We start from the raw sequence: 21705 nt of genomic DNA on the forward strand, positions 1-21705 counted from the left end.
GAGGCATGAATTTTGGCTAAAGAAAAAATCCGTGTAAGATATGCACCAAGTCCAACTGGTCACTTGCACATTGGTAACGCACGTACTGCACTTTTTAACTATTTATTCGCCCGTCACAACAAGGGTACTATGGTATTGAGAATTGAAGATACCGACCAAAAACGTAACGTTAAGGGCGGTTCTAAGTCTCAAATGGAAAACCTTCACTGGCTAGGCATTGACTGGGATGAAGGTCCTGACAAGGGTGGAGACTACGGTCCATACCGTCAATCAGAAAGAAAAGAAATTTACCAAAAGTATATTGATCAATTGATCGACGAAGGCAAGGCATACTACTCATACAAGACTGAGGAAGAACTTGAAGCTCAACGTGAAGAACAACGTGCTATGGGTGTTGCTCCTCACTACACTTACGAATACGAAGGTATGACTGCTGACGAAATTAAGCAAGCTCAAGACGAAGCTAAGGCAAAGGGTCTTAAGCCAGTTGTACGTATTCACATTCCAGAAATGGAAACCTACTCATGGGATGATATCGTTAAGGGTCACCTTGAATTCGAATCAGACACTATCGGTGGTGACTTCGTTATTCAAAAGCGTGACGGTATGCCAACTTACAACTTTGCCGTTGTAATTGACGACCACTTGATGAAGATTACCCACGTACTTCGTGGTGATGACCACGTTTCAAACACTCCTAAGCAATTAGTAGTTTATGAAGCACTTGGCTGGAAGCCACCTAAGTTTGGTCACATGACTTTGATCATTAACTCAGAAACTGGTAAGAAGCTTTCTAAACGTGACGAATCAGTTCTTCAATTTATTGAACAATATCGTGACCTTGGTTATTTACCAGAAGCTATGTTCAACTTCATTACACTTCTTGGTTGGTCACCAAAGGGTGAAAACGAAATTTTCACTAAGCGTGAATTCATCAAGCAATTTGATCCAGCTCGTTTGTCTAAATCACCTGCTGCCTTTGACCAAAAGAAGCTTGAATGGATTAACAACCAATACATCAAGAAGGCTGACCGTGATACCTTGCTTGACCTTGCTTTGAACAACTTGCAAGAAGCAGGCTTAATTGATGAACACCCAACCCCAGAAAAGATGGAATGGGTACGTCAATTGGTTAACATTTACTCAGTACAAATGTCATACACTAAGCAAATCGTTGACATGGCTAAGATCTTCTTTAAAGATGCTAAGGATCTTTCAGACGAAGAAATTGAAGAAATTAAGAACGATGATGGTCGCGGCGTAATTGAAGAATTCAAGAAGCAATTAGACCTCATTCCAAGATTTACTTCAGTTCAAATCATGAATGCTATCCAAGCTACTCGTAAGGCAACTGGCGTTAAGGGTAGAAAGCTCTTTATGCCAATCAGAATTGCTACTACTCGTTCAATGGTTGGCCCTGGTATCGGTGAAGCCATGGAACTTTTGGGTAAGGAACGTGTTGTAGAACACATTGACTTAACCTTGAAGCAAATGAGTGCTAACAATCTTTAATTAAAAGAGAATAAAGCAAAGAAGAAGCTGCAGAAGACTGCAACTTCTTTTTGTTTCTGCTAAAATAAAAATTAGCTATTTTCACAGAAGGGATGAGTGTTAGCTTTGAAAGTCTACAATACACTGACGCGCAAAAAAGAAGAATTTAAACCACTGGTTTCAGGACAAATTAGCATGTATGTCTGTGGACCAACCGTGTATAACTATATTCATATCGGCAATGCTCGTAGTTCAATCGCTTTTGATACGATCAGACGATATTTTGAATATAAAGGCTATAAGGTAAAATACGTTTCTAATTTTACTGATGTTGATGACAAGATGATCAATGAAGCTCGCGCTGAAGGGACGACTGTGCCTAAACTTGCAGAAAAGTTTATCAATGCTTTTTTGGAAGACACAACTGCCTTAAATATTGAACCTGCTACACTGCATCCTCGTGCAACTCATGAAATTAAAGATATTATCAATTTCGTTAAAACTTTAATTGATAAAGGCTATGCTTATGAAGTAGATGGCGATGTTTACTACCGTGCACGCAAGTTTAAGCACTACGGCGAACTTAGTGATCAAAATATCGAACAACTTGAAGAAGGTGCTTCAGAGCATATCAACGATGAAGAACAAAATCGTAAGGAAGATCCAATTGATTTTGCTCTTTGGAAAGCTCAAAAAGAGCCTGATGAAATTGCTTGGGATTCACCTTGGGGCAAGGGCCGTCCAGGCTGGCACATTGAATGTTCAGTGATGAGTACCAAATATTTGGGCGACACAATTGATATTCACGGTGGTGGTCAAGACCTTGAATTTCCACACCATGAAAATGAAATTGCTCAAAGTGAAGCAAAGACTGGCAAGAAGTTTGTTAATTACTGGCTTCACAACGGTTTTGTTACCGTGGGCAAGGATCAAGAAAAGATGTCTAAGTCACTACATAACTTTGTCACTGTGCATGACATTTTAAAGGAAGTTGATCCACAAGTATTGCGTTTCTTCATGGCTAGCGTGCAATACCGTCGTCAAATTAACTACTCCGAAGAAAATTTAAAGCAAGCTGCTACTATTTTAGATAGATTCAAGAATACTTTAACCAATATCAATTACCGTCTTGAAGATGATACTGCTAGTGAAGCAGTACCAGATTTGGCTAAGGCAATTGAAGAAACTGAGCAAAAGTTCGTTACTGCAATGGACGATGACTTTAATGTGCAAAATGCCTTAACTGCTATTTATGATTTGCTTCCAGCAGTAAATGCCAATGCCAACAGTGAAAAGGCTGATAAAGAGACTTTGACACTTTTTGAAAAGAAATTGGCAGCTTGGTTGTTAGTCTTCGGCGTTGATACAGAAAAGTTGTGTGCTCAAAATGCCGGTTCAAATGATGATGAGATTGAAGAATTGGTAAAAAAGCGTGATGAAGCTCGTGCTAACAAGGATTGGGCAACTAGTGATAAATTGCGCGATCAATTAAAGGAAATGGGCATTACGATTCAAGATACCCCACAAGGGACAAGGTGGACTCGTGACTAAAATAAAAAAATTAACTGAAGAAGATATAAATCCGGATACTTTGAATGGTCAAACTTTGGCTTATTTGGGGGATGCGGTCTATGAAGTGATCATTCGTCGCCACTTAGTTTGCGGCGGAATAGTAAAACCACAAGTTTTGCAACGTGAAGCAACGCATTATGTTTCTGCTAAAGCACAAGCTGCACTAGTAACTAAAATGCAGGATGAAGAAATGCTCACAGACGATGAATTAACTGCATTTCGCCGCGGTCGCAATGCCAAGAGTCATACTAAAGCTAAGCATACTAGCCTTAAGACTTATCAATTGTCAACTGGTTTTGAGGCGATGATCGGTTACTTGAATTTGTTAAATCAAGATGATCGTGTGCAAGAATTAAGTAAATGGTGCATTGATACAGTAGAAAAGGACGGACTAAAAGATTATGACTTCGAATAAAGATTTTGTTTTTGGTCGCCATGCCGGACTGGATTATTTGAAGACGCATAACTCTGATCAAATCAATAAGGTGTTTTTGCAACATGGCGTGCAAGAAGACTTTGCTAATCAAGTATATGCGATTACTAAGAAAAAGAGATTGGTGGTTCAGACCGTTCCTAAGAATAAGTTGGATCGTTTAGTTGAAGGTGGCAACCACCAAGGGCTTGTTTTGGCAATCTCTAGTTTTGAGTATGCCAATTTGGATCAACTGCTTGATCAATTTGACCAAGAAGGAAAAGAACCATTTTTATTGATGCTTGATTCAATTGAAGATCCGCATAATCTAGGTTCCATTTTACGTTCTGCAGATGCGACAGGCGTAGACGGAATTATTATTCCTAAGCGTCATGCCACTGGTTTGACCTCGGTTGTAGCTAAGACTTCAACCGGTGCGATCGATTATGTTCCTGTTGCTCGTGTAAACAATTTGGTCCAAACAACTAAGGAATTGAAGAAGCGCGGCTACTGGATCTTTGGTACAGACATGGCTGGTGTTGATTACCGTGAATGGAATGCCAATGGTAAAACAGTTTTGGTTATTGGTAACGAAGGTAAAGGAATCGCTCCATTACTTAAGAAACAAATGGATCAAACCATTACTTTGCCAATGATTGGTCACGTTCAGTCATTGAATGCAAGTGTGGCAACAGGTGTTTTGCTCTATCAAGCATTTAACAGTAGACATCCATTAAAATAAGAAAAAACCGACAAAAGTTGAATTTTGTCGGCTTTTTTTGTACAAAATGACCAATCTGTCGGTATAAACTTTTGTTCTCTTATCATGCTAAGAGCTCAACCTGTATCCTCAAAATGAACTTTGAAAGAGGATACAGAGATGAGAGTAAAAGAGAGAAAGTTAATTAAAAAAGTTAAAGCCGGGGATGATGAGGCTTTAGAAAAATTATTTGTATTATATAAACCGTTAGTGAATTCAGTTGTAAAAAAGTATTACCTGGGTCATTATGATCGCAATGATTGGGAACAGGAGGCCATGATTATTTGTTATGAAGCTGCCTTAGTTTATTCCAGTGAAAAAGGTAATTTTGGTAGTTTGTATAAAACAAAATTGTCGAATCATGCGCGAACTTTGATTAGGTACAATAATGCTTTTAAAAGACAGGTTTATGATCAATCTATTTCCTGGGAAAGTGTCAAAATTCAGGGAATTCAGGAGCCAAGGCGGAGCGAATTAGCGATTCCAATCAACGATACCTACAATGAATTCGTCAAAAGTTTATCGCGTTTGGAATTAATCGCATTAATGACGATTATTGGTGAAATGAGTGCGGAATACGTGATTGATCATTTGAAAATTGAGGCAATTCAACTGATTAGAGCAAGATCAAGGGCCCTACAAAAAATGCGCAAAGCGCTTTTTTAGTATGCTATAAAAAGAAAGTGCGGTATAATAATAAACGTAGAATATTTTAGGAGGTAATTTAAGATGGCAGACGAAATTATTAAGACTGCATTGTTAGACCGTCACATGAAGGAAGTATTTGACTGGAGTGATTCAAACATGCCAGTTAGAGATGCCCTTTGGGACTACTTTATGGAAAAGAATGGTAGAGATACCATGAAGACGGAAGAAGATATGCTTCCATTTTTGAAAGACTCAGACGATAAGATCGAAGCCTTCGTTAACGAAAATCTTAAGAAGTAAATCCGACTAAAAACAATGTTCTACGCACCGTGGTCACGCATGTTTGACCACCAAAGACAGCTACTCTCCGGTAGCTGTCTTTTTTGTGCTTCAAATAATCTTTTGCTATAATTTTCAAAAATTATTGAAAAGGGAAAGTTATGAGCAAAAGCAAGAAAAAGAAACGCAAACAAGTAATAAAAGAAATTGAAGAAATGAACCTCATTATTGAATTTCTGACTGATAATACAGTTTATTATTATTTAGATACTGTACCGAAAACTATTGGTCGTGAGGATTCTTACTATGATGGCTATCAAGATTGGTGTGACAAGTCTTATTTACCTGCTTTTGCCGAGAGTGTTACTAGGATAACTTTTGCAATGATGGAATATAATTATGCAGAAGTATATTTAGAACCAGAATTTTATCCGAAAAAGTATAGTAAGTATGTAGGTAAGAATATTCGTAATATTGGTTTTGATAAATTAGAAGAAATTATTAAGCATATCGTTTTAAAATGGCAGGGTAGTTTAATTATTAAGTTAGTTGATAAAAAGCATCGAGAATTCTTTATTCAAATTAAGGATGAATGGGAAACTATTTTCTTAAATTTAAGAGGTAAGAATCTTAAATTAGTTAAAGAACTAGCTCGAAGTGAAGGTTTATTTCTACAAAAGATAAAAGACCGCCACTGGGATTGGGAAGATTTGCCAAAATCTTGGCAAGATAAGTCTTATAAGAAATGGAAGAAGTTTTATCAGAAATAAAATGAAATATATTATTGGCATGGATGTCGGTACAACGGCAACTAAAGGCGTACTTTATGATGAAAAGGGTAAGGCTGTTTTTTCGGCTAGTAAGGGTTACCCATTAATTCAAACTAAAATAGGACAAGCTGAAGAAGATCCTAAGATGATTTTTGATGCAGTTCAAGAAATTATTTTTGCTTTAGCGCAGAAGGTAGACGGTGAAATTGCGGCTATCTCTTGGTCTAGCCAGATGCATAGCTTGATTGGCTTAGGCAAAGACAATGACCTGTTAACTAATAGCATTACGTGGGCAGATAATTGTGCGAAGAATATTGTCCAGGATGCGAAAAGAAGTGGTTTGGCGCAAAAGATTTATCGAAAAACAGGGATGCCAATGCACCCGATGGCACCAATTTATAAACTTTTGTGGTTAAAAGATAAAAAGCAGGAGCTGTTTAACCAAGCTGAAAAATGGATTGGGATCAAGGAATATTTGATCTTTCGTTTAACAGGTAAGCTAGTCGTCGATACTACGATGGCGGCTGGGACAGGGATGCTCAATCTTGAAACACTAACTTGGGATCAAGAATTGTTGGATCTGTTAAATGTAAAGCGAGATCAGCTACCTGAAATAGCACAGCCGACGGAAATTATTGCTCCTATTAAAGAGGATTATGTGCAAAAACTAGGGATAAATCCTGATACTAAAATTGTTTTAGGAGCCAGTGATGGCTATTTATCTACAATTGGGGTTAACGCAATTGATAGTGATCATTTTGCTTTAAACGTAGGTACGTCAGGCGCGGTTAGAACAATCGTTGATCAACCTAAGATCGATCAAAAGGCTAGTTATTTTTGTTATCCAGTTGATAAAAAACATTATCTATTGGGCGGTCCAGTAAATAACGGCGGGATCGTATTTAATTGGGCACGTCAGACCTTGTTTGATGCCGATGAGACACCGCAAGATTATTTGGATGTTGCGCAAACTGCTTCAGCAGGAAGCCGAGGCTTAATCTTTTTGCCTTACTTAGGCGGAGAACGTGCTCCAATTTGGGATGCCAATGCGTGTGGTTCATTTGTTGGCTTAACGCGCATGCATCAAAAGCCTGAAATGGCGCGAGCAGTAATTGAAGGTATTATTTTTAATCTGTATGATGCGGCCTTTAGTTTGATTAAAAATACGAAAAAGCCAGTCGCAATTAATGCAACTGGTGGCTTCTTAAAGAATGATTTTGTAAGACAGCTTTGTGCTGATATTTTTAACGTGCCGATTGTGACCATGAAAGAGCAACAGAGTGGGACGCTGGCTGCTATGTTTTTGACAAGACAGGCGTTAGGTCTTAATGAAAAACTAAGTGAGATTAAACAATTTGATCAAATAGACAAAGTGTATTTTCCTAATCAAAAAGAAGCAGCTGTTTATCAAAATTTGTTCCCACTTTATTGTGAAGTCAAAAATGCTTTGGCTGCTTCTTATAGAAAATTTGTGAATAAAGATTAATCATTAATTGGCATCATTTCGATGTAGCCTCTTGTTCTAATTTTATTCCTCCTTACATGTTGTATTATGCCGAATTATCTAGAAATGTACTCGACTTATTTTGCCATAAAAAAATCTCTTCAGGATTACCCGAAGAGATTTTTAGTTTGTTTTTAAATATTTATTTTTAGGCGTTCTTAACGTCTTCAACGATTTGATCAACAGTCATACGGTTATCTTTCAAAATGTCTTTTAATGGAACTTGATCAGTGTAAACACGTTTTTGACCGTAATTCAAAACTTTGACGTCTTTGTCACCGAGGTATGAAGCAACCTTTTCACCAAAGCCACCGTCTAAAATGTTGTCTTCAAGAGTTACGATAACTTTGTTTTCATCAGCTAATTTATCTAATGAAGCGGTGTCTAAGATATTAGCTGAAATTGGGTTAACCAAACTTGCACCGAGTTTTTCAGCAACTTCTTTACCAAGCATTTCGTACATGTCACCTAAAGCCAAAACTGCGACGTCGTTACCAGGCTTGATATCATATTTGATTTCTGAGTAATCACGACTAACATCTTTGCCTGCAGGAACACGCTTAGTTGGCATCTTGATTGCAACTGGGTGCTTTCTTTGCTTAATAGCCCATTCCATCATGTCTTTTTCTTCAGCCAAGGTGGTAGGGGCAAGGTAGATCCAGTTAGGTAAATTAGAAATCATTACTTGATCAAAAATACCAAGGTGGGTCTTACTTGTACCAGACATTCCGCCACCGGCAACCATCATGACAACAGGCAAGTCGTTTGCGGCAACGTCGTGTGATAATTGGTCAAAGGCACGTTGTAAGAAGGTTGAATTTTCAAATAATACTGGAACTGCACCTTCCTTAGCCATACCTGCAGCAAAGGCAACAGACTCTTGCTCGGCAATACCTACATCGTGGTAGTTTTCAGGATATTTATCCTTAATTTCATCAAGACCAAAGACACCAGGAATTGCAGCATCGATAGCCATGATCTTTTCACCATTTTCAATGTGCTTCTTCATTACATCCATTGCAACAGAATTTGCAGTTGGACCTTCTGGGGCTGGAACAGTTGTCTTGTCGGTCTTTAAATCAAATGGCATTACCCAGTGGTGAGCTTCTTCATTGTCGATAGCTGGTTCATAGCCCTTACCTTTCAAGGTGTTGATATGAAGCAAAATTGGGTGATCTACATCTTTAACTGCCTTGAAGGCATCAATCATTGATTTAACATCGTTACCATCAGCAACGTAGCGGTAGTCAAAGCCCATTGCAGTAAATGGGTTTTCTTTAGTTTCACCATTTGAATCACGCAATTTCTTTAAAGCGGTGACTAAACCACCCACGTTTTCGTCGATGGACATTTGGTTGTCGTTAACTACGACAACAATGTTGTGCTTTTCAATAACTGCGTTGTTTAAACCTTCATAAGCTAAGCCGCCAGTCATTGAACCATCACCGATTAAAGCCATGATGTTTTCGTGTCTACCCATTAAATCTCTAGCTTTAGCCATACCTGTTGCTAAAGCAATTGAAGTAGAGGTGTGACCTACAGCGTAGTAGTCATATGGACTTTCATCTGGGTTAGTATATGGAGTTACGTCTTCGTAATGATCTGGATCAATCCAGGCAAGAGCACGACCAGTCAACATCTTGTGTGGGTAAGTTTGGTGAGAAACATCCCAAACGATCTTGTCTTTAGGTGCATCAAAAACGTAGTGGTAAGCAATAGTTGCTTCTACGATACCCAAGTCTGGACCAAGGTGGCCACCTTCAGCTGCGTCTTTTTCGAGAATTAAGGTTCTAATTTCTTTAGCTAATTCTTCCATTTCAGGAATGGAGAGCTTCTTTAAGTCTTTAGGACCAGAAATTTTATTTAATAAATATTCTGGGTGTTTATTCATAATAAGTTTCCTTTCTGCAAAATATTCATACTTATTACTCACACTTATTATAGATAAGTAGGACGCATAATTAAAATATAAAAATGGAATAGGTTATCATTAGTTTTGTTTATTGACGCAAGAGGGCAGATCAGTATACAATACTCCTTAAGTATGTGTTTTAATAAAAGTTTGGAAGTGAGATTATGGCAGTGAAAAAAGCAGCCTTAGCCTGCAGCGTATGTGGGTCACGCAACTACTCAATCACCGCAAGTAAGAATCGCACTCAGCGACTTGAACTGAAGAAGTTCTGCAAGCATTGCGGTAAGATGACTTTGCATAAAGAAACGAGGTAAAGAAGTTAATGATTAAGTTTTTTAAGAGTGTAGCTCAAGAAATGAAGATGGTTACTTGGCCATCAGCTAAGCAAAACAGACACGACACTGCAATTGTTATTACTAGTTCAATTTTATTTGCAGCATATTTAGGCGCTCTTGACTGGCTCTTCAGTTGGTTAACTCAAAGAATTATGTAATCGTAGGTAATAGAATTTACCTTTGATTCATGCTATAATAATAAAAGCGAAGAAGAGAAACCTCTGAGTAGAGGTTTTTTTGTTTACCTAAATTAAGGAGAAGTTAAAATGGTCGAAACAGCTCAAAAGAAATGGTATGTATTGCATACTTATTCTGGTTATGAAGACAAAGTTAAGTCAGACTTGCTTTCACGTGCACAAAGCATGGGGATGCAAGACTACATCTTCCGTGTAATGGTTCCAGAAGAAGAAAAAGTGGAAACTGTTCGCGGCAAGAAGCAAGAAGTTGAAGAAAAGATTTTCCCAGGTTACGTTTTAGTAGAAATGGTAATGACTGACGAAAGTTGGTTTATCGTAAGAAACACACCAAACGTAACTGGATTCGTCGGTTCACACGGTGGTGGTTCAAAGCCTTCACCACTTCTTCCAGAAGAAGTTGAACGTTTGCTTAAGAACCAAGGCCAACCTGCTAAGGAACCAACTGCTAACTTCGATATTGGCGAATCAGTAACTATTACTGAAGGTGCCTTCAACGGTATGGTTGGTAAGATCACTGACATTCAACCTGATAAGTACAAATTATATGTTTCAGTTGATATGTTTGGTCGTGCAACTACTGCTGAACTTGACTACGATCAAGTTAAGAAGTTGGACGAAAACGAATAATTGTAAATTATTGTTGTAATTGTATTGAAACGATGTTATTCTAATACGGTACGTTTATTATTGTGGGAGGAGAAAAAGGAAAATTCTCCATTTTAACCGCATCACGGAATCAAGGAGGTTTTGACCGTGGCAAAGAAAGTTATTAACGTAGTTAAGTTACAAATTCCAGCTGGCGCTGCAACCCCTGCACCTCCAGTTGGTCCTGCTTTGGGTCAAGCTGGTATTAACATTGTTGGTTTTACTAAGGACTTCAATGCTAGAACTGCTGACCAAAAGGGCATGATTATCCCTGTAGTTATTACTGTTTACGAAGACCGTTCATTCGAATTCGTAACTAAGACTCCACCAGCACCAGTACTTTTGAAGCAAGCTGCTAAGATCAAGAAGGCTTCTGGTGAACCTAACACCAAGAAAGTTGGTAAGGTAACCAAGGACCAAGTCAAGGAGATTGCCGAGACTAAGATGAAAGACCTTAACGCTGCTGACATCGAAGCTGCTATGCGCATGGTTGAAGGTACCGCTAGAAGTATGGGTATCGAAGTCGAAGACTAATCCTGTTATTTAGGTAACACATTAGGTGGGAGAGTTAGAGAAGCTCGTTTGACCACATATACAAGGAGGAAATCACATGCCAAAGCATGGTAAGAAATATTTAGATGCTGCCAAGAAGGTAGACTCAAATAAATTATACTCAGTAGCAGAAGCTATGAAACTTGTTAAGGAAACTTCATACGCTAACTTTGACGCTACAGTTGATGTAGCTTACAACTTGAGCGTAGATCCTAAGCAAGCAGACCAACAAATTCGTGGTTCACTTGTTTTACCAAATGGTACTGGTAAGACTCAAACCGTTGTAGTATTTGCTGAAGGCCCACAAGCTGATCAAGCTAAGGCTGCAGGTGCTGACTTTGTTGGTTCAGACGACTTAGTACAAAAGATTCAAGACGGTTGGTTAGACTTCGACGTTGTAGTTGCCACTCCAATGATGATGGCTAAGGTAGGTCGTTTAGGTCGTATTCTTGGACCTAAGGGCTTAATGCCAAACCCTAAGACTGGTACTGTAACTATGGACATCGAAAAGGCCGTTAAGAATGTTAAGGCTGGTCAAGTAGAATACCGTGTTGACCGTCAAGCTGCTATTCACACTCCTATTGGTAAGGTATCATTTACTGAAGACCAATTAGTTGAAAACTTTGACGCTTTACGTGATGTAATTTTACGTGCACGTCCTGCTTCAGCTAAGGGTCAATACATTAAGAGTGTTGCAATTTCAGCAACCTTTGGTCCTGGTATCAAGCTTGATCCATTAAACTTGGACTAATTTAAATATATTTTAATAAGCGCTCCGTGTTATAGCGGGGCGCTTTTTTGTATGGTATTATTAATTTGATCTTTGCGATCAAATCTTAAATATAAGGGGAAGATTAGCAGCCAATAAAAATATAGATAAACATAGAAAAAATAGTAAAAATCAGTTTCACTTAGAAAGTTAAATATGGAAAATGAAGCTGAGTAAAATTTAATATTTTGTTCGCTTGTATTAAATTGCCTGTCTGCTAAACTGATGTTCGATTAAGGAGAAAAGGCAATGATTAAAACACAAGTAGTTAAGCTAAAAGTAAATAAAGCAATGCAGAAGCATCTTAATGCATTATGTGACTATCGCAGATACTGCTGGAATAAGGGCCTGGAAACTTGGCAATTAATGTATGAGGCTTATACCCTAAATGCTAAAGATAACTCTAGCCCTAATGAACGCAGAGTTCGTGATGAATTAGTAGTTAACAAGGCAGATTGGCAATATGATTTGTCTGCTAGGTATTTTCAATTAGCTATCAAAGATTTAGCTAATGCTTGGAAAAATTCTTTGACAAGTCGCAACCTGATTGGGACAAGCCTAAATTTAAATCAAAGAAGGCTCCACGGCAAGGCTTTAAAACAGATCGAGCTAAAATTATTAATGGCAAGCTTCGGCTTGATAAGCCAATGAATATTTCCAAAGATAATTGGTTCGATCTAGCAAGCTATGAAGCTTTAAAGATGAACCAAGTTAAAGTGATAAGCATCTTTAAAGAAAATGAGACTTATTATGCAGCCTTGTCTTATGAAGAGAAAGTTACTGCTAAGACTAAAACCCACCAAAAAACTGCAGTTGATGTTAATGTCGGTCATTTCAACTATACAGAGGGTCAAATCAATGTCTTGCCAGCCAAATTGCAAAAGCTCTATAAGCGAATTAAGCATTATCAAAGAATGTTAGCCCGTAAAAGAGAAATTAATGGTAAGCTAGCTATTAAATCAAATAATTACTTAGCAGTGAGAATCAAACTGCAAAGAGATTATCGTAAAATAGCTAATATCCAAAATGATCTTTTACAAAAATTTACTACCAAGTTAGTGAATAATTACGATCAAATTGTAATTGAAGATTTGGCAATCAAAAAAATGATGATGACGCATGTAGCTTCAAAAGACATGCAAAGATCACTTTTTAGCAGATTCAGACAGATATTAACTTACAAGTGTGAATGGTATAGCAAAAAAATTAATCTTAGCTGATAAAACCTATTCATCAACACAAAGATGTACAAAGCGTGGTTATGTCAAAAAAGGTGATGAAAAGATTACTCTGCAGGGAAATAGGAAGCATGGTACAAAGCATAATGAGTATATCTGTTATCAGTGTGGCTATAATAATGATAGAGATGAAAATGCAGTATTAAATCTTTTAGCTTTAGCAAAATAAAGAAAATAATCGGGGTTGGCTAGGTCCTTAAGCTGTAAGAGTTAGTCAATGCGATTACTCCTAAATTGGAATATCGGAATACTGGTATTGATGACAGTAAATAAAATAAAGAAAGGAAAATATACATCTTTCTAATATGTAGAAAAACTAATTATTTTACATATTTCCATGTTTTATATAGCAAAGGCAATGAGAAGGCATTCGATAGGAAAATTAATCATACTTTTGTTGTTGACATTGGTTGCTACAACCGCTTGTGCCAATAATGGTTCAAAAATTACGATTGTTGGTTCAAGTGCCATGCAACTTTTAGCCGAACAAGCAGGCAATGATTATCGCTTAAGTCATTCTAATAGCAACATTGTTGTTCAGGGTGGTGGTTCCGGTACTGGACTTAGCCAAGTTCAAGCTGGCGCAGTGCAAATTGGGACTTCTGATGTGTTTGCGGAAACTCAAAAAGGAATTCAAGCAAATAAGCTAAAAGACTATAGAGTAGCCGTAGTTGGAATTGTACCTATTGTTAATAAAGATGTTGGTATAAAAAATATTACTACCAATGAACTAAGCAAGATCTTTACAGGAAAAATTACCAATTGGAAACAACTTGGTGGCAAAAATGAAGCAATTACTGTAATCAACCGTTCAAAGGGTAGTGGTACTAGAGGTACTTTTGAAGATATAATTTTGCGAGGTCAAAAACCAATTAAGTCTCAAGAACAAGACTCAAACGGTGCAGTAAAGAAAATTGTCAATAGTACTCCGGGAACCATCAGTTACTTGTCATTCCCATATGCTCACGACACTCATATTCAAAAATTGAGTATTGATAATGTTAAACCAACAAACAAAAACATTACTACTAATAAATGGAAACTTTGGTCATATGAGCATATGTATACTAAAGGCGAACCTAATAAGCAAACTAAAGCCTTTATTAAGTATATGCTCGGCAAAAAGGTACAAAAAGATCTTGTGCCTAAGATCGGTTATTTGAGTATTAATGATATGAAAGTTACTCGTAATAGTAAAAATCAAGTTACGCAAATAGGAAAATAGTTTATGGAGAACAAAGAAGATTTAAAAAAGGTTGTTGATCAGGCGATTGCTGAACAACAGGTCCCTCACGTTAAATTAAATAAGATGGGACCGAGTAGTGTTGACATTGATAAGTTAACTAAACCTTCTAAAGAAACTCATCAAGAGTACTGGGGTAAAGGCTTAACTTACTTCGCAATCGGTTTGATCATTGTTTTGGTGGTTTCCATTATCGGCTTTGTAGGTTACCACGGTTTAGCTACTTTTGTGAGCGATCATGTTAATGTGTTCCATTTCTTAACTTCTACAGATTGGGATCCAGGTGAAGGCAAGAACCATGTCGGTGCTGCAGTAATGATTGTTACTTCATTTGCGGTAACGCTTTTGGCAGCTTTGATTGCTACACCATTTGCGATCGCAATTGCTCTTTTCATGACAGAGTATTCATCTAAAAAGGGTGCAGATTTCTTACAATCAGTTACTGAATTGCTTGTAGGTATTCCTTCCGTTGTTTATGGTTTCTTGGGGTTAACCATTATTGTTCCCGCAATTAGAAATCTATTTGGCGGAACAGGTTTCGGTATTTTAGCGGCTACTTTAGTTTTGTTTGTAATGGTTTTGCCAACGATTACTTCATTAACAGTAGATAGTTTAAAGGCAGTACCAAGTCATTTTAGAAAAGCTTCAATGGCACTTGGTGCAACTCACTGGCAAACTATTTATCATGTTGTTTTGCGAGTAGCTACTCCTAGAATTTTAACTGCTGTTATTTTCGGTATGGCCCGTGCCTTTGGTGAAGCCTTAGCCGTACAAATGGTAATCGGTAACGCAGTTTTGATGCCATACAATTTGGTCAGTCCATCTGCAACATTAACGAGTCAATTAACAAGTCAAATGGGTAATACGGTTATGGGCACATTGCCTAACAACGCATTATGGTCATTGGCATTGCTTCTTTTGATCATGTCTTTAGTCTTTAACTTCCTAGTTAAATTAGTAGGAAAGAGAGGTCAAAAGTAGAATGGACGCAAAAAAGAGAGATAAATTAGCAACAGTTATTATCTATATTTTAGTTGGCATCGTTGTTTTGATCTTGGCGGGCATTTTGGGTAATATCCTGATTACTGGTATTCCTCATTTGTCATGGCACTTTTTAACCTCTGAGGCTTCATCTTATCAAGCTGGTGGTGGGGTTAGAGATCAATTATTCAATTCATTGTATTTATTAATCCTGACCACGATTATCTCATTGCCAATCGCGTTAGGCGCAGCTATTTATCTAGCTGAATATGCCAAGGATAATTGGATAACTAATTTGATTAGAACTACTATTCAAATTTTGAGTTCATTGCCATCAATCGTTGTTGGTTTGTTTGGTTACTTACTCTTCGTAGTTCAATTTGGCTTTGGCTTCTCAATTATTTCTGGTGCGCTTGCGTTAACTTTCTTCAATTTACCTATTTTGACTAGTAACATTGAAGAAGCAATTAAAGGCGTGCCACAAGATCAGCGTGAAGCCGGGCTTGCTTTGGGATTATCCAACTGGAAAACGATCCGTGGCATCGTATTACCAGCAGCTTTACCAGGTATTTTAACTGGGATTATTTTAAGTGCAGGTAGAATTTTCGGTGAAGCGGCTGCCTTAATTTATACAGCTGGTCAAAGTGGTTCTACTGTAAATTATGCAGATTGGAATCCATTTAGTCCGACTAGTCCATTAAATGTAATGCGTCCAGCTGAAACTCTGGCTGTGCATATTTGGAAAGTAAATACAGAAGGTATTATTCCAGATGCCACAATCGTTTCGGCTGCTACATCAGCATTACTTGTTATCGTAGTAATTGTATTTAATTTAGGTGCGCGTTATTTGGGTAATAAATTGTACCGCAAGTTAACCGCAGCTAAATAAGGTGATGTAATGCAAGATTTAGAACAAAGCTATGTAAAAACTTTTGCTAAAGATGATTTGGAATTATCCACCAAAGACTTAAGTGTTTTATATGGTGGAAAAATTCAGAAATTGTTTGATGCTAGTTTACAATTCAAGAAAAATACAATAACAGCTTTAATTGGTGCTTCAGGTTCAGGTAAATCTACCTTTTTACGCTCACTAAATCGGATGAATGATCGAGTAGCAACAGTAAAAGGAGAAATCTGGTTCCACGGTTTGGACGTAAATAAGCCAAATATCAATGTTTATGAATTAAGAAAAAACATTGGAATGGTATTCCAGCGACCAAATCCATTTCCTAAGTCAATTAGAGAAAATATTGTTTACGCTTTAAAAGCAGACGGACAAAATGACAAAGAAGAACTAGATAAAATAGTTGAAGAAAGTTTGCGTGCCGCCGCATTATGGGACGAAGTAAAAGACAAGCTTGATAAAAGTGCTTTGGATCTTTCAGGTGGACAGCAACAGCGTTTGTGTATTGCTCGTGCATTAGCTGTTAAGCCAGAAATTTTACTTTTAGATGAACCAGCAAGTGCGCTAGATCCAGTATCTACTTCGAAGCTAGAAGATACATTAAAGCAGCTTCGCAGTAAATATACTATGATTATGGTTACGCATAACATGCAGCAAGCTTCAAGAATTAGTGATTATACGGCGTTTTTCCATTTGGGTCATGTGATTGAATATAATACAACTGCAGATATCTTTACTAATCCTAAAGGAAAGATTACTGAAGATTATATTCAGGGAAGTTTTGGTTAAAATGACAACAATTATTACAGCAAAAGATGTACATCTAAAATATGGTGACTATGAAGCACTTCATGGGATCAATCTTAATTTTCAGGAAAAAGAATTAACGGCATTAATTGGACCATCAGGATGTGGTAAGTCTACTTTCTTGCGTTGCCTTAATCGGATGAACGATGATATTGAAAATATCAATATTACAGGTGAGATTAAGTTTGAGGGACAAGATATTTATAGTTCCAAGATGGATTTGGTAGAATTGCGCAAGAACGTCGGAATGGTGTTCCAACAACCAACCCCATTTCCATTCTCAGTTTATGACAATGTGGCTTATGGTTTGCGAATTGCTGGTGTAAAAGATAAAGATTTAATCGATCAACGTGTTGAAGAAAGTCTGAAGCAAGCCGCAATTTGGAAAGAAACTAAGGATAACTTGAACCGCAATGCGCAGGCCTTTTCAGGTGGACAGCAACAGAGAATTTGTATTGCTCGTGCGCTAGCTGTCAGACCTGAAGTGGTTCTTCTTGATGAGCCTACGAGTGCGCTAGATCCAATCTCAAGTAGTGAAATCGAAGAAACCTTGATGGATTTGAAGCACCAATATACTTTTATTATGGTTACCCACAACTTGCAGCAAGCGGGTCGTATTTCCGATCAAACAGCCTTTTTGATGAATGGTGACTTAATCGAAGCAGGCAAGACTGAAGAAATGTTTATTGCACCTAAGAAGCAAATTACAAGTGATTACCTTAACGGTCGTTTTGGTTAAATTTTGAGGTATAAAGATGCACGAAATATTTTTAGATGAATTAAAGAAATTAAACACGCAATTTATGGAAATGGGTGTTTTTGTAAATGATCAAATCGATCAAGCCACACGCGCATTTGTTGATCATGATAAGAAGACAGCTCAATCTATGGTTGATAATGAAGAAAAGACTCCTACTGAATCAATCGATATTCAAAAAAAGGCCTTGAAATTAATGGCCTTACAACAACCAGTAGCTACTGACTTCAGAGTAGTTATTAGTATTTTGAAGGCAACAACTGATTTGGAAAGAATCGGTGAAAATGCCATGAGTATTGCTCTTGAAACAATTCGTGTAAAGGGTAATCCAAGAATTCCTGAAGTTGAAGAGATCATTTCAAATATGACTCACAATGTTCGTCACATGCTTATTCAAATTTTGACGGCTTACGTACAAGATGACGAAAAAATGGCCAAAGAGGTTGCCAGTCGTGATGGCATTATTGACCATGATTATGTACGCGCAAGAAAGTTAATTGTTGATGGAATTGAGGACGATCCATCCAAAGCTGCAGCTTCATCAAGTTACTTTGTAGTAACTAGATTGCTAGAACGAATTGGTGACCACATCGTTAACTTGGCTAGTTGGGTAGTTTACAAGACTACTGGTGAACTAGAAGAGTTGACTAACGCAACAGAGAATCAAACTTTATAAAATAGAGGGACAATATGTCCCTCTATTTTTTGATTAATAATAACTATACGTTATTTATGATCATACTATAAAAAAGTGACCATATTCAATTTACTTTTAAACAGATGATGACCATAATAAAGAAGTAAAGTGTTTTAAATATATATAGTGTTATTTAAAATAAATTATATCTTGTTTCTGTGGAGGGAAACCATGACTACGATTTTGATTAATGACATCGTTCCCATACTAGTCATCATGCTATTAGGGTACGTATGTGGAAAGTTTACATTCTTTGACGACGATCAGCGTCAAGGTTTAAATAAACTAGTTTTAAATATTGCATTGCCTGCAGCTTTGTTTATTTCAATTGTCAAAGCTACGAGAAAAATGTTCGCACAAGACATAGTTTTGACATTGATCTCATTAGTAGGTGTTACAGGCTTATTCATGCTCAGCTATTATTTAGATAAGCTGATGTTTCATAGATCAACGCAAGAAGCTGCAGTTTGTGCGATGATTGCTGGCTCACCAACGATTGGTTTTTTAGGATTTGCCGTTCTTGATCCTATTTATGGCAATAATGCTACAACTAACTTAGTTATTGGGATTGTTTCTATTGTTGTTAATGCGGTTACTATTCCTTTAGGTTTGTCTTTAATTAATAGAGGACAAGCTGCTTTAAAGGAAAAGGCTAAGAAGAATAATGGTGGTACTGAGGTTGAAGTTGAGTTACCTCAAAAGGGTACTGCTGTTAAGAAGGTCAAGAAGGTTACTGTTCCTGACGACGTACCTGTAAGTGACGAAGAAGCTAAAGCTCTTAGCGAAAAAGGAATTAAACGTGAAATTGATTTAGTTCATGCTGAATTCAAGGATCATGCTGGCGAAGACAATGGCAAGCATATGAATCCAACTTTGAAATCAGTTCTTGATGCGATTAAGAAGCCAGTTGCTGCTGCTCCACTTATCGCTGTTATCCTTGTTTTGATCGGAATTAGAGTTCCTAGTTCATGGGCTCCTACGTTTGATTTGATTGCTAAGGCTAATGCTGGTGTTGCTGTTTTAGCTGCCGGTTTAGCTTTATCAACTGTTAAATTCTCAATTGATAAAGAAGTTATCTGGAATACATTCTTCCGTTTGTTCTTAACTCCTGCAATTATTGTAGCTGCCGCATACTTATGTGGTATGGGATCAGACCCGCAGAAGATTTCAATGCTTTGTTTAGCAACCGGATTGCCACCTGCATTTTCAGGTATTATCATTTCTAGTCGTTACAACATTTATGTTAAGGAAGGTGCAAGTTCAGTTGCTGTTTCAACTGTCTTCTTTGCAGTAAGTTGTATTTTCTGGATTTGGGCATTACCACTAATCGCCGGTGTATTCCACTAATAAACGATAAAATAAAAAGCTTCGCGAGAAGCTTTTTTATTTTGCGTTATAAGTCTATTTTCTTTTGTTAAAATAATTAATAGAAAAGTATGTAATAAATGTAATTTAGTTGATAGTAGGTGTGGATGATGAAGACAATTGCCCTAGCCGCAAATTATGCATATATAAATAATATTGAAACGACGATTTTTGTCTTTTGCTGAAACTGCTGATCATGATAGCAAGTATGGCAATTATCAAATCTTCGCCAATGATGATCTTGATGGAATGGTCCAAAAGATTCTAGAAATTGTTAAGCAAGATAAAAATTAGATTATTTTGCATCTTTGATAGGGATGCAGCCTGCAATAAAAATTGCGATGCCGATGATTAACCAAAAATTATTTTTCATAAAATAGGCACAGTTAGCAAGTAAGATGCCAAGCAAAATAGTGGCCCAGTCGGTTAGTAAAAAGATTTTTGCTCTCGTTTTTAAGGGTGTCAAACTTTGGTAAATACTGATAGCAGCTTGAACGATTAAAAATAAAGCTAAAACAATCCAAACAGCATTTGAAACGATATTGCCAAAGGCGGTGTTGGAAACGATGCTGGCGATACTGATGAAGACAACGGTAATTCCGAGTAATAGGAAGACAATGTTGCGTAATTTGGTTAAAATACGTTCTTTTCGTTCTTGATCTGTCATATTTCTCTCCAATCTTTTTTGTACTATCTTACAGATTATTCTACAATTTGTAAATTTATCCTTGCTATCTCTTGCAATGCCTGCTATACTAAGTAATTGTAAATTCTACCTAAGACTCGGGTGGCATGACGCCTCAAAATCCCGCCGAGGCCAGAAGATAATGAAGATTTTTATGCTCCATGTCTTTCGGCATGGAGTTTTTGCTTTGAAAAGGCCTTATAGAATTTATCAATGCGATCATGGAGGTGAAATTAATTGAGTAAAGCTGCTATTGCTGAAAAGGAAAAGCTCGTTGATGCATTTGCTGAAGAACTTAAAGCTGCTAAGGCAATCTTGGTAATTAACTACCTTGGTTTAACTGTTGAAGAAGTTACTAATATGCGTAAGGATCTTCGTGATAACGATGTTAAGATGAAGGTTATCAAGAATACCTACTTGAGACGTGCTGCTGCTAAGGCTGGTATTGAAGGCCTTGACGATACTTTTGTAGGCCCAACTGCTGTTATCTACACTGATAACGCTGATGATATTACTGAACCTGCACGTATTGTTTCTAAGTACGAAGATGATTTCGACGTTATCGAAATCAAGGGTGGTATGCTTGAAGGTAAGTTGACTTCTAAGGATGAAATCAAAGAACTTGCTTCAATCCCAGGCCGCGAAGGTTTGCTTTCAATGCTTGTTTCTGTATTGCAAGCTCCTATCCGCGACTTCGCTTATGCTGTTAAGGCTGTTGCTGAATCAAAGGACGAAGACTCAGCTGAATAATAAACAATTGTATTTAATATCTAAATTCTAATTTTTCGGAGGATACTTAAATGGCTTTAGATACTGATAAGATTATTGAAGAATTAAAGGGTGCTTCAATTCTTGAATTGAACGACCTTGTAAAGGCTATTGAAGACGAATTTGACGTTACTGCTGCTGCTCCAGTTGCTGCTGCAGGTGCTGGTGACGCTGCTGCTGCTAAGTCAGAATTCGACGTTGAATTAACTGACGCAGGTCAAGAAAAGGTTAAGGTTATCAAGGAAATCCGTGACATCACTGGCAAGGGCTTACTTGATGCTAAGAAGTTGGTTGACGGTGCTCCAGTTATCGTTAAGGAAGGCGCTTCAGAAGACGACGCAAACAAGATCAAGGAACAACTTGAAGGCGTTGGCGCAACTGTAACCCTTAAATAATTAATGCCTTAGGGCAATT

Annotated in this window: 25 protein-coding genes, 1 pseudogene and 1 other annotated feature; of the genes and pseudogenes, 24 read left to right on the forward strand and 2 right to left on the reverse strand. The window is 37.5% G+C overall.

What is annotated here, in order from left to right:
- Positions 1-12 precede the first annotated feature (12 nt).
- The 8 genes from gltX to BN1206_RS01400 all read left to right on the forward strand — a co-directional run bounded on the left by gltX (position 13) and on the right by BN1206_RS01400 (position 7418).
- Positions 13-1512: a glutamate--tRNA ligase gene (gene gltX, locus BN1206_RS01365; RefSeq protein WP_013641493.1), complete on the forward strand. Its 1500-nt coding sequence runs from the start codon at positions 13-15 to the stop codon at positions 1510-1512.
- A gap of 96 nt (positions 1513-1608) precedes the next feature.
- The gene (gene cysS, locus BN1206_RS01370) at positions 1609-3042 is read left to right on the forward strand and encodes a cysteine--tRNA ligase (protein ID WP_013437169.1); all 1434 of its coding nucleotides are present in this window, start codon (positions 1609-1611) and stop codon (positions 3040-3042) included.
- Positions 3035-3478: a Mini-ribonuclease 3 gene (locus BN1206_RS01375; RefSeq protein ID WP_013641495.1), complete on the forward strand. Its 444-nt coding sequence runs from the start codon at positions 3035-3037 to the stop codon at positions 3476-3478. Before cysS ends, BN1206_RS01375 begins: the two co-directional genes overlap by 8 nt.
- Positions 3465-4217: a 23S rRNA (guanosine(2251)-2'-O)-methyltransferase RlmB gene (gene rlmB / locus BN1206_RS01380; RefSeq protein WP_013437171.1), complete on the forward strand. Its 753-nt coding sequence runs from the start codon at positions 3465-3467 to the stop codon at positions 4215-4217. The genes BN1206_RS01375 and rlmB overlap by 14 nt, the downstream gene beginning before the upstream one ends.
- 138 nt (positions 4218-4355) lie before the next feature.
- The gene (locus BN1206_RS01385; protein ID WP_013641496.1) at positions 4356-4901 is read left to right on the forward strand and encodes a sigma-70 family RNA polymerase sigma factor; all 546 of its coding nucleotides are present in this window, start codon (positions 4356-4358) and stop codon (positions 4899-4901) included.
- Between the two features lie 63 nt (positions 4902-4964).
- Positions 4965-5183: a P8 family protein gene (locus BN1206_RS01390; RefSeq protein ID WP_007126845.1), complete on the forward strand. Its 219-nt coding sequence runs from the start codon at positions 4965-4967 to the stop codon at positions 5181-5183.
- A gap of 140 nt (positions 5184-5323) precedes the next feature.
- Complete coding sequence (locus BN1206_RS01395; RefSeq protein ID WP_013437173.1) at positions 5324-5932, forward strand: hypothetical protein; 609 nt, start codon at positions 5324-5326, stop codon at positions 5930-5932.
- 1 nt (position 5933) lies between these two features.
- Complete coding sequence (locus BN1206_RS01400) at positions 5934-7418, forward strand: gluconokinase (RefSeq protein ID WP_013641498.1); 1485 nt, start codon at positions 5934-5936, stop codon at positions 7416-7418.
- A 166-nt stretch (positions 7419-7584) separates the two neighbouring features.
- On the opposite strand, the gene BN1206_RS01405 is transcribed toward BN1206_RS01400, so the two are convergent.
- Positions 7585-9327, reverse strand: a complete 1743-nt coding sequence (locus BN1206_RS01405) for a 1-deoxy-D-xylulose-5-phosphate synthase (protein ID WP_013437175.1) — start codon at positions 9325-9327, stop codon at positions 7585-7587.
- Between the two features lie 185 nt (positions 9328-9512).
- Between BN1206_RS01405 and rpmG the strand changes: the two genes are divergently transcribed.
- From rpmG to BN1206_RS10215, 14 genes and pseudogenes are all read left to right on the forward strand, one after another.
- On the forward strand, positions 9513-9662 hold the full coding sequence (rpmG, locus tag BN1206_RS09350) for a 50S ribosomal protein L33 (RefSeq protein WP_003549092.1): 150 nt from the start codon (positions 9513-9515) through the stop codon (positions 9660-9662).
- An 8-nt stretch (positions 9663-9670) separates the two neighbouring features.
- On the forward strand, positions 9671-9841 hold the full coding sequence (gene secE, locus BN1206_RS01410; RefSeq protein ID WP_013437176.1) for a preprotein translocase subunit SecE: 171 nt from the start codon (positions 9671-9673) through the stop codon (positions 9839-9841).
- Between the two features lie 108 nt (positions 9842-9949).
- Positions 9950-10507: a transcription termination/antitermination protein NusG gene (gene nusG / locus BN1206_RS01415; protein WP_014565556.1), complete on the forward strand. Its 558-nt coding sequence runs from the start codon at positions 9950-9952 to the stop codon at positions 10505-10507.
- A gap of 126 nt (positions 10508-10633) precedes the next feature.
- On the forward strand, positions 10634-11059 hold the full coding sequence (gene rplK, locus BN1206_RS01420) for a 50S ribosomal protein L11 (protein WP_013437178.1): 426 nt from the start codon (positions 10634-10636) through the stop codon (positions 11057-11059).
- 76 nt (positions 11060-11135) lie between these two features.
- The gene (gene rplA, locus BN1206_RS01425; RefSeq protein WP_013437179.1) at positions 11136-11828 is read left to right on the forward strand and encodes a 50S ribosomal protein L1; all 693 of its coding nucleotides are present in this window, start codon (positions 11136-11138) and stop codon (positions 11826-11828) included.
- A 267-nt stretch (positions 11829-12095) separates the two neighbouring features.
- A pseudogene (locus BN1206_RS01430) lies at positions 12096-13253 on the forward strand (RNA-guided endonuclease InsQ/TnpB family protein).
- A 189-nt stretch (positions 13254-13442) separates the two neighbouring features.
- Complete coding sequence (locus BN1206_RS01435) at positions 13443-14309, forward strand: phosphate ABC transporter substrate-binding protein (RefSeq protein ID WP_046433832.1); 867 nt, start codon at positions 13443-13445, stop codon at positions 14307-14309.
- Between the two features lie 3 nt (positions 14310-14312).
- Positions 14313-15308, forward strand: coding sequence for a phosphate ABC transporter permease subunit PstC (pstC, locus tag BN1206_RS01440; RefSeq protein WP_014565557.1), 996 nt, complete (start codon positions 14313-14315; stop codon positions 15306-15308).
- Between the two features lies 1 nt (position 15309).
- Complete coding sequence (gene pstA / locus BN1206_RS01445) at positions 15310-16197, forward strand: phosphate ABC transporter permease PstA (protein WP_007126854.1); 888 nt, start codon at positions 15310-15312, stop codon at positions 16195-16197.
- A gap of 9 nt (positions 16198-16206) precedes the next feature.
- Positions 16207-17001 (forward strand): phosphate ABC transporter ATP-binding protein PstB, encoded by a 795-nt coding sequence (gene pstB / locus BN1206_RS01450; RefSeq protein WP_013437182.1) that lies wholly within the window; start codon positions 16207-16209, stop codon positions 16999-17001.
- 1 nt (position 17002) lies between these two features.
- Complete coding sequence (gene pstB, locus BN1206_RS01455; RefSeq protein ID WP_013641503.1) at positions 17003-17758, forward strand: phosphate ABC transporter ATP-binding protein PstB; 756 nt, start codon at positions 17003-17005, stop codon at positions 17756-17758.
- A 16-nt stretch (positions 17759-17774) separates the two neighbouring features.
- Positions 17775-18452: a phosphate signaling complex protein PhoU gene (phoU, locus tag BN1206_RS01460; protein WP_014565559.1), complete on the forward strand. Its 678-nt coding sequence runs from the start codon at positions 17775-17777 to the stop codon at positions 18450-18452.
- Between the two features lie 192 nt (positions 18453-18644).
- Complete coding sequence (locus tag BN1206_RS01465; protein ID WP_013437185.1) at positions 18645-19820, forward strand: AEC family transporter; 1176 nt, start codon at positions 18645-18647, stop codon at positions 19818-19820.
- Positions 19821-20009: 189 nt separating this feature from the next.
- Positions 20010-20132, forward strand: a complete 123-nt coding sequence (locus tag BN1206_RS10215) for a hypothetical protein (RefSeq protein ID WP_013437186.1) — start codon at positions 20010-20012, stop codon at positions 20130-20132.
- Between the two features lies 1 nt (position 20133).
- Here BN1206_RS10215 and BN1206_RS01470 read toward each other — a convergent pair whose 3' ends face one another.
- Positions 20134-20505 carry a hypothetical protein gene (locus tag BN1206_RS01470; protein WP_013437187.1) on the reverse strand — a complete coding sequence of 124 codons (372 nt, stop codon included), beginning with the start codon at positions 20503-20505 and terminating at the stop codon, positions 20134-20136.
- 90 nt (positions 20506-20595) lie between these two features.
- Positions 20596-20717, forward strand: a sequence feature (ribosomal protein L10 leader region).
- Positions 20718-20760: 43 nt separating this feature from the next.
- On the opposite strand from BN1206_RS01470, the gene rplJ reads away from it, so the two are divergent.
- Entirely contained in the window at positions 20761-21273 is a 513-nt protein-coding gene (rplJ, locus tag BN1206_RS01475; protein ID WP_013437188.1) for a 50S ribosomal protein L10, read from the forward strand.
- A gap of 50 nt (positions 21274-21323) precedes the next feature.
- A complete protein-coding gene (gene rplL, locus BN1206_RS01480) occupies positions 21324-21686 on the forward strand; it encodes a 50S ribosomal protein L7/L12 (protein ID WP_013641504.1) in 363 nt (120 codons plus the stop codon).
- Positions 21687-21705: the final 19 nt, after the last annotated feature.

It is taken from the genome of Lactobacillus sp. OTU4228 (genome assembly GCF_001006945.1).
Taxonomy (GTDB): Bacteria; Bacillota; Bacilli; order Lactobacillales; family Lactobacillaceae; genus Lactobacillus; species Lactobacillus amylovorus.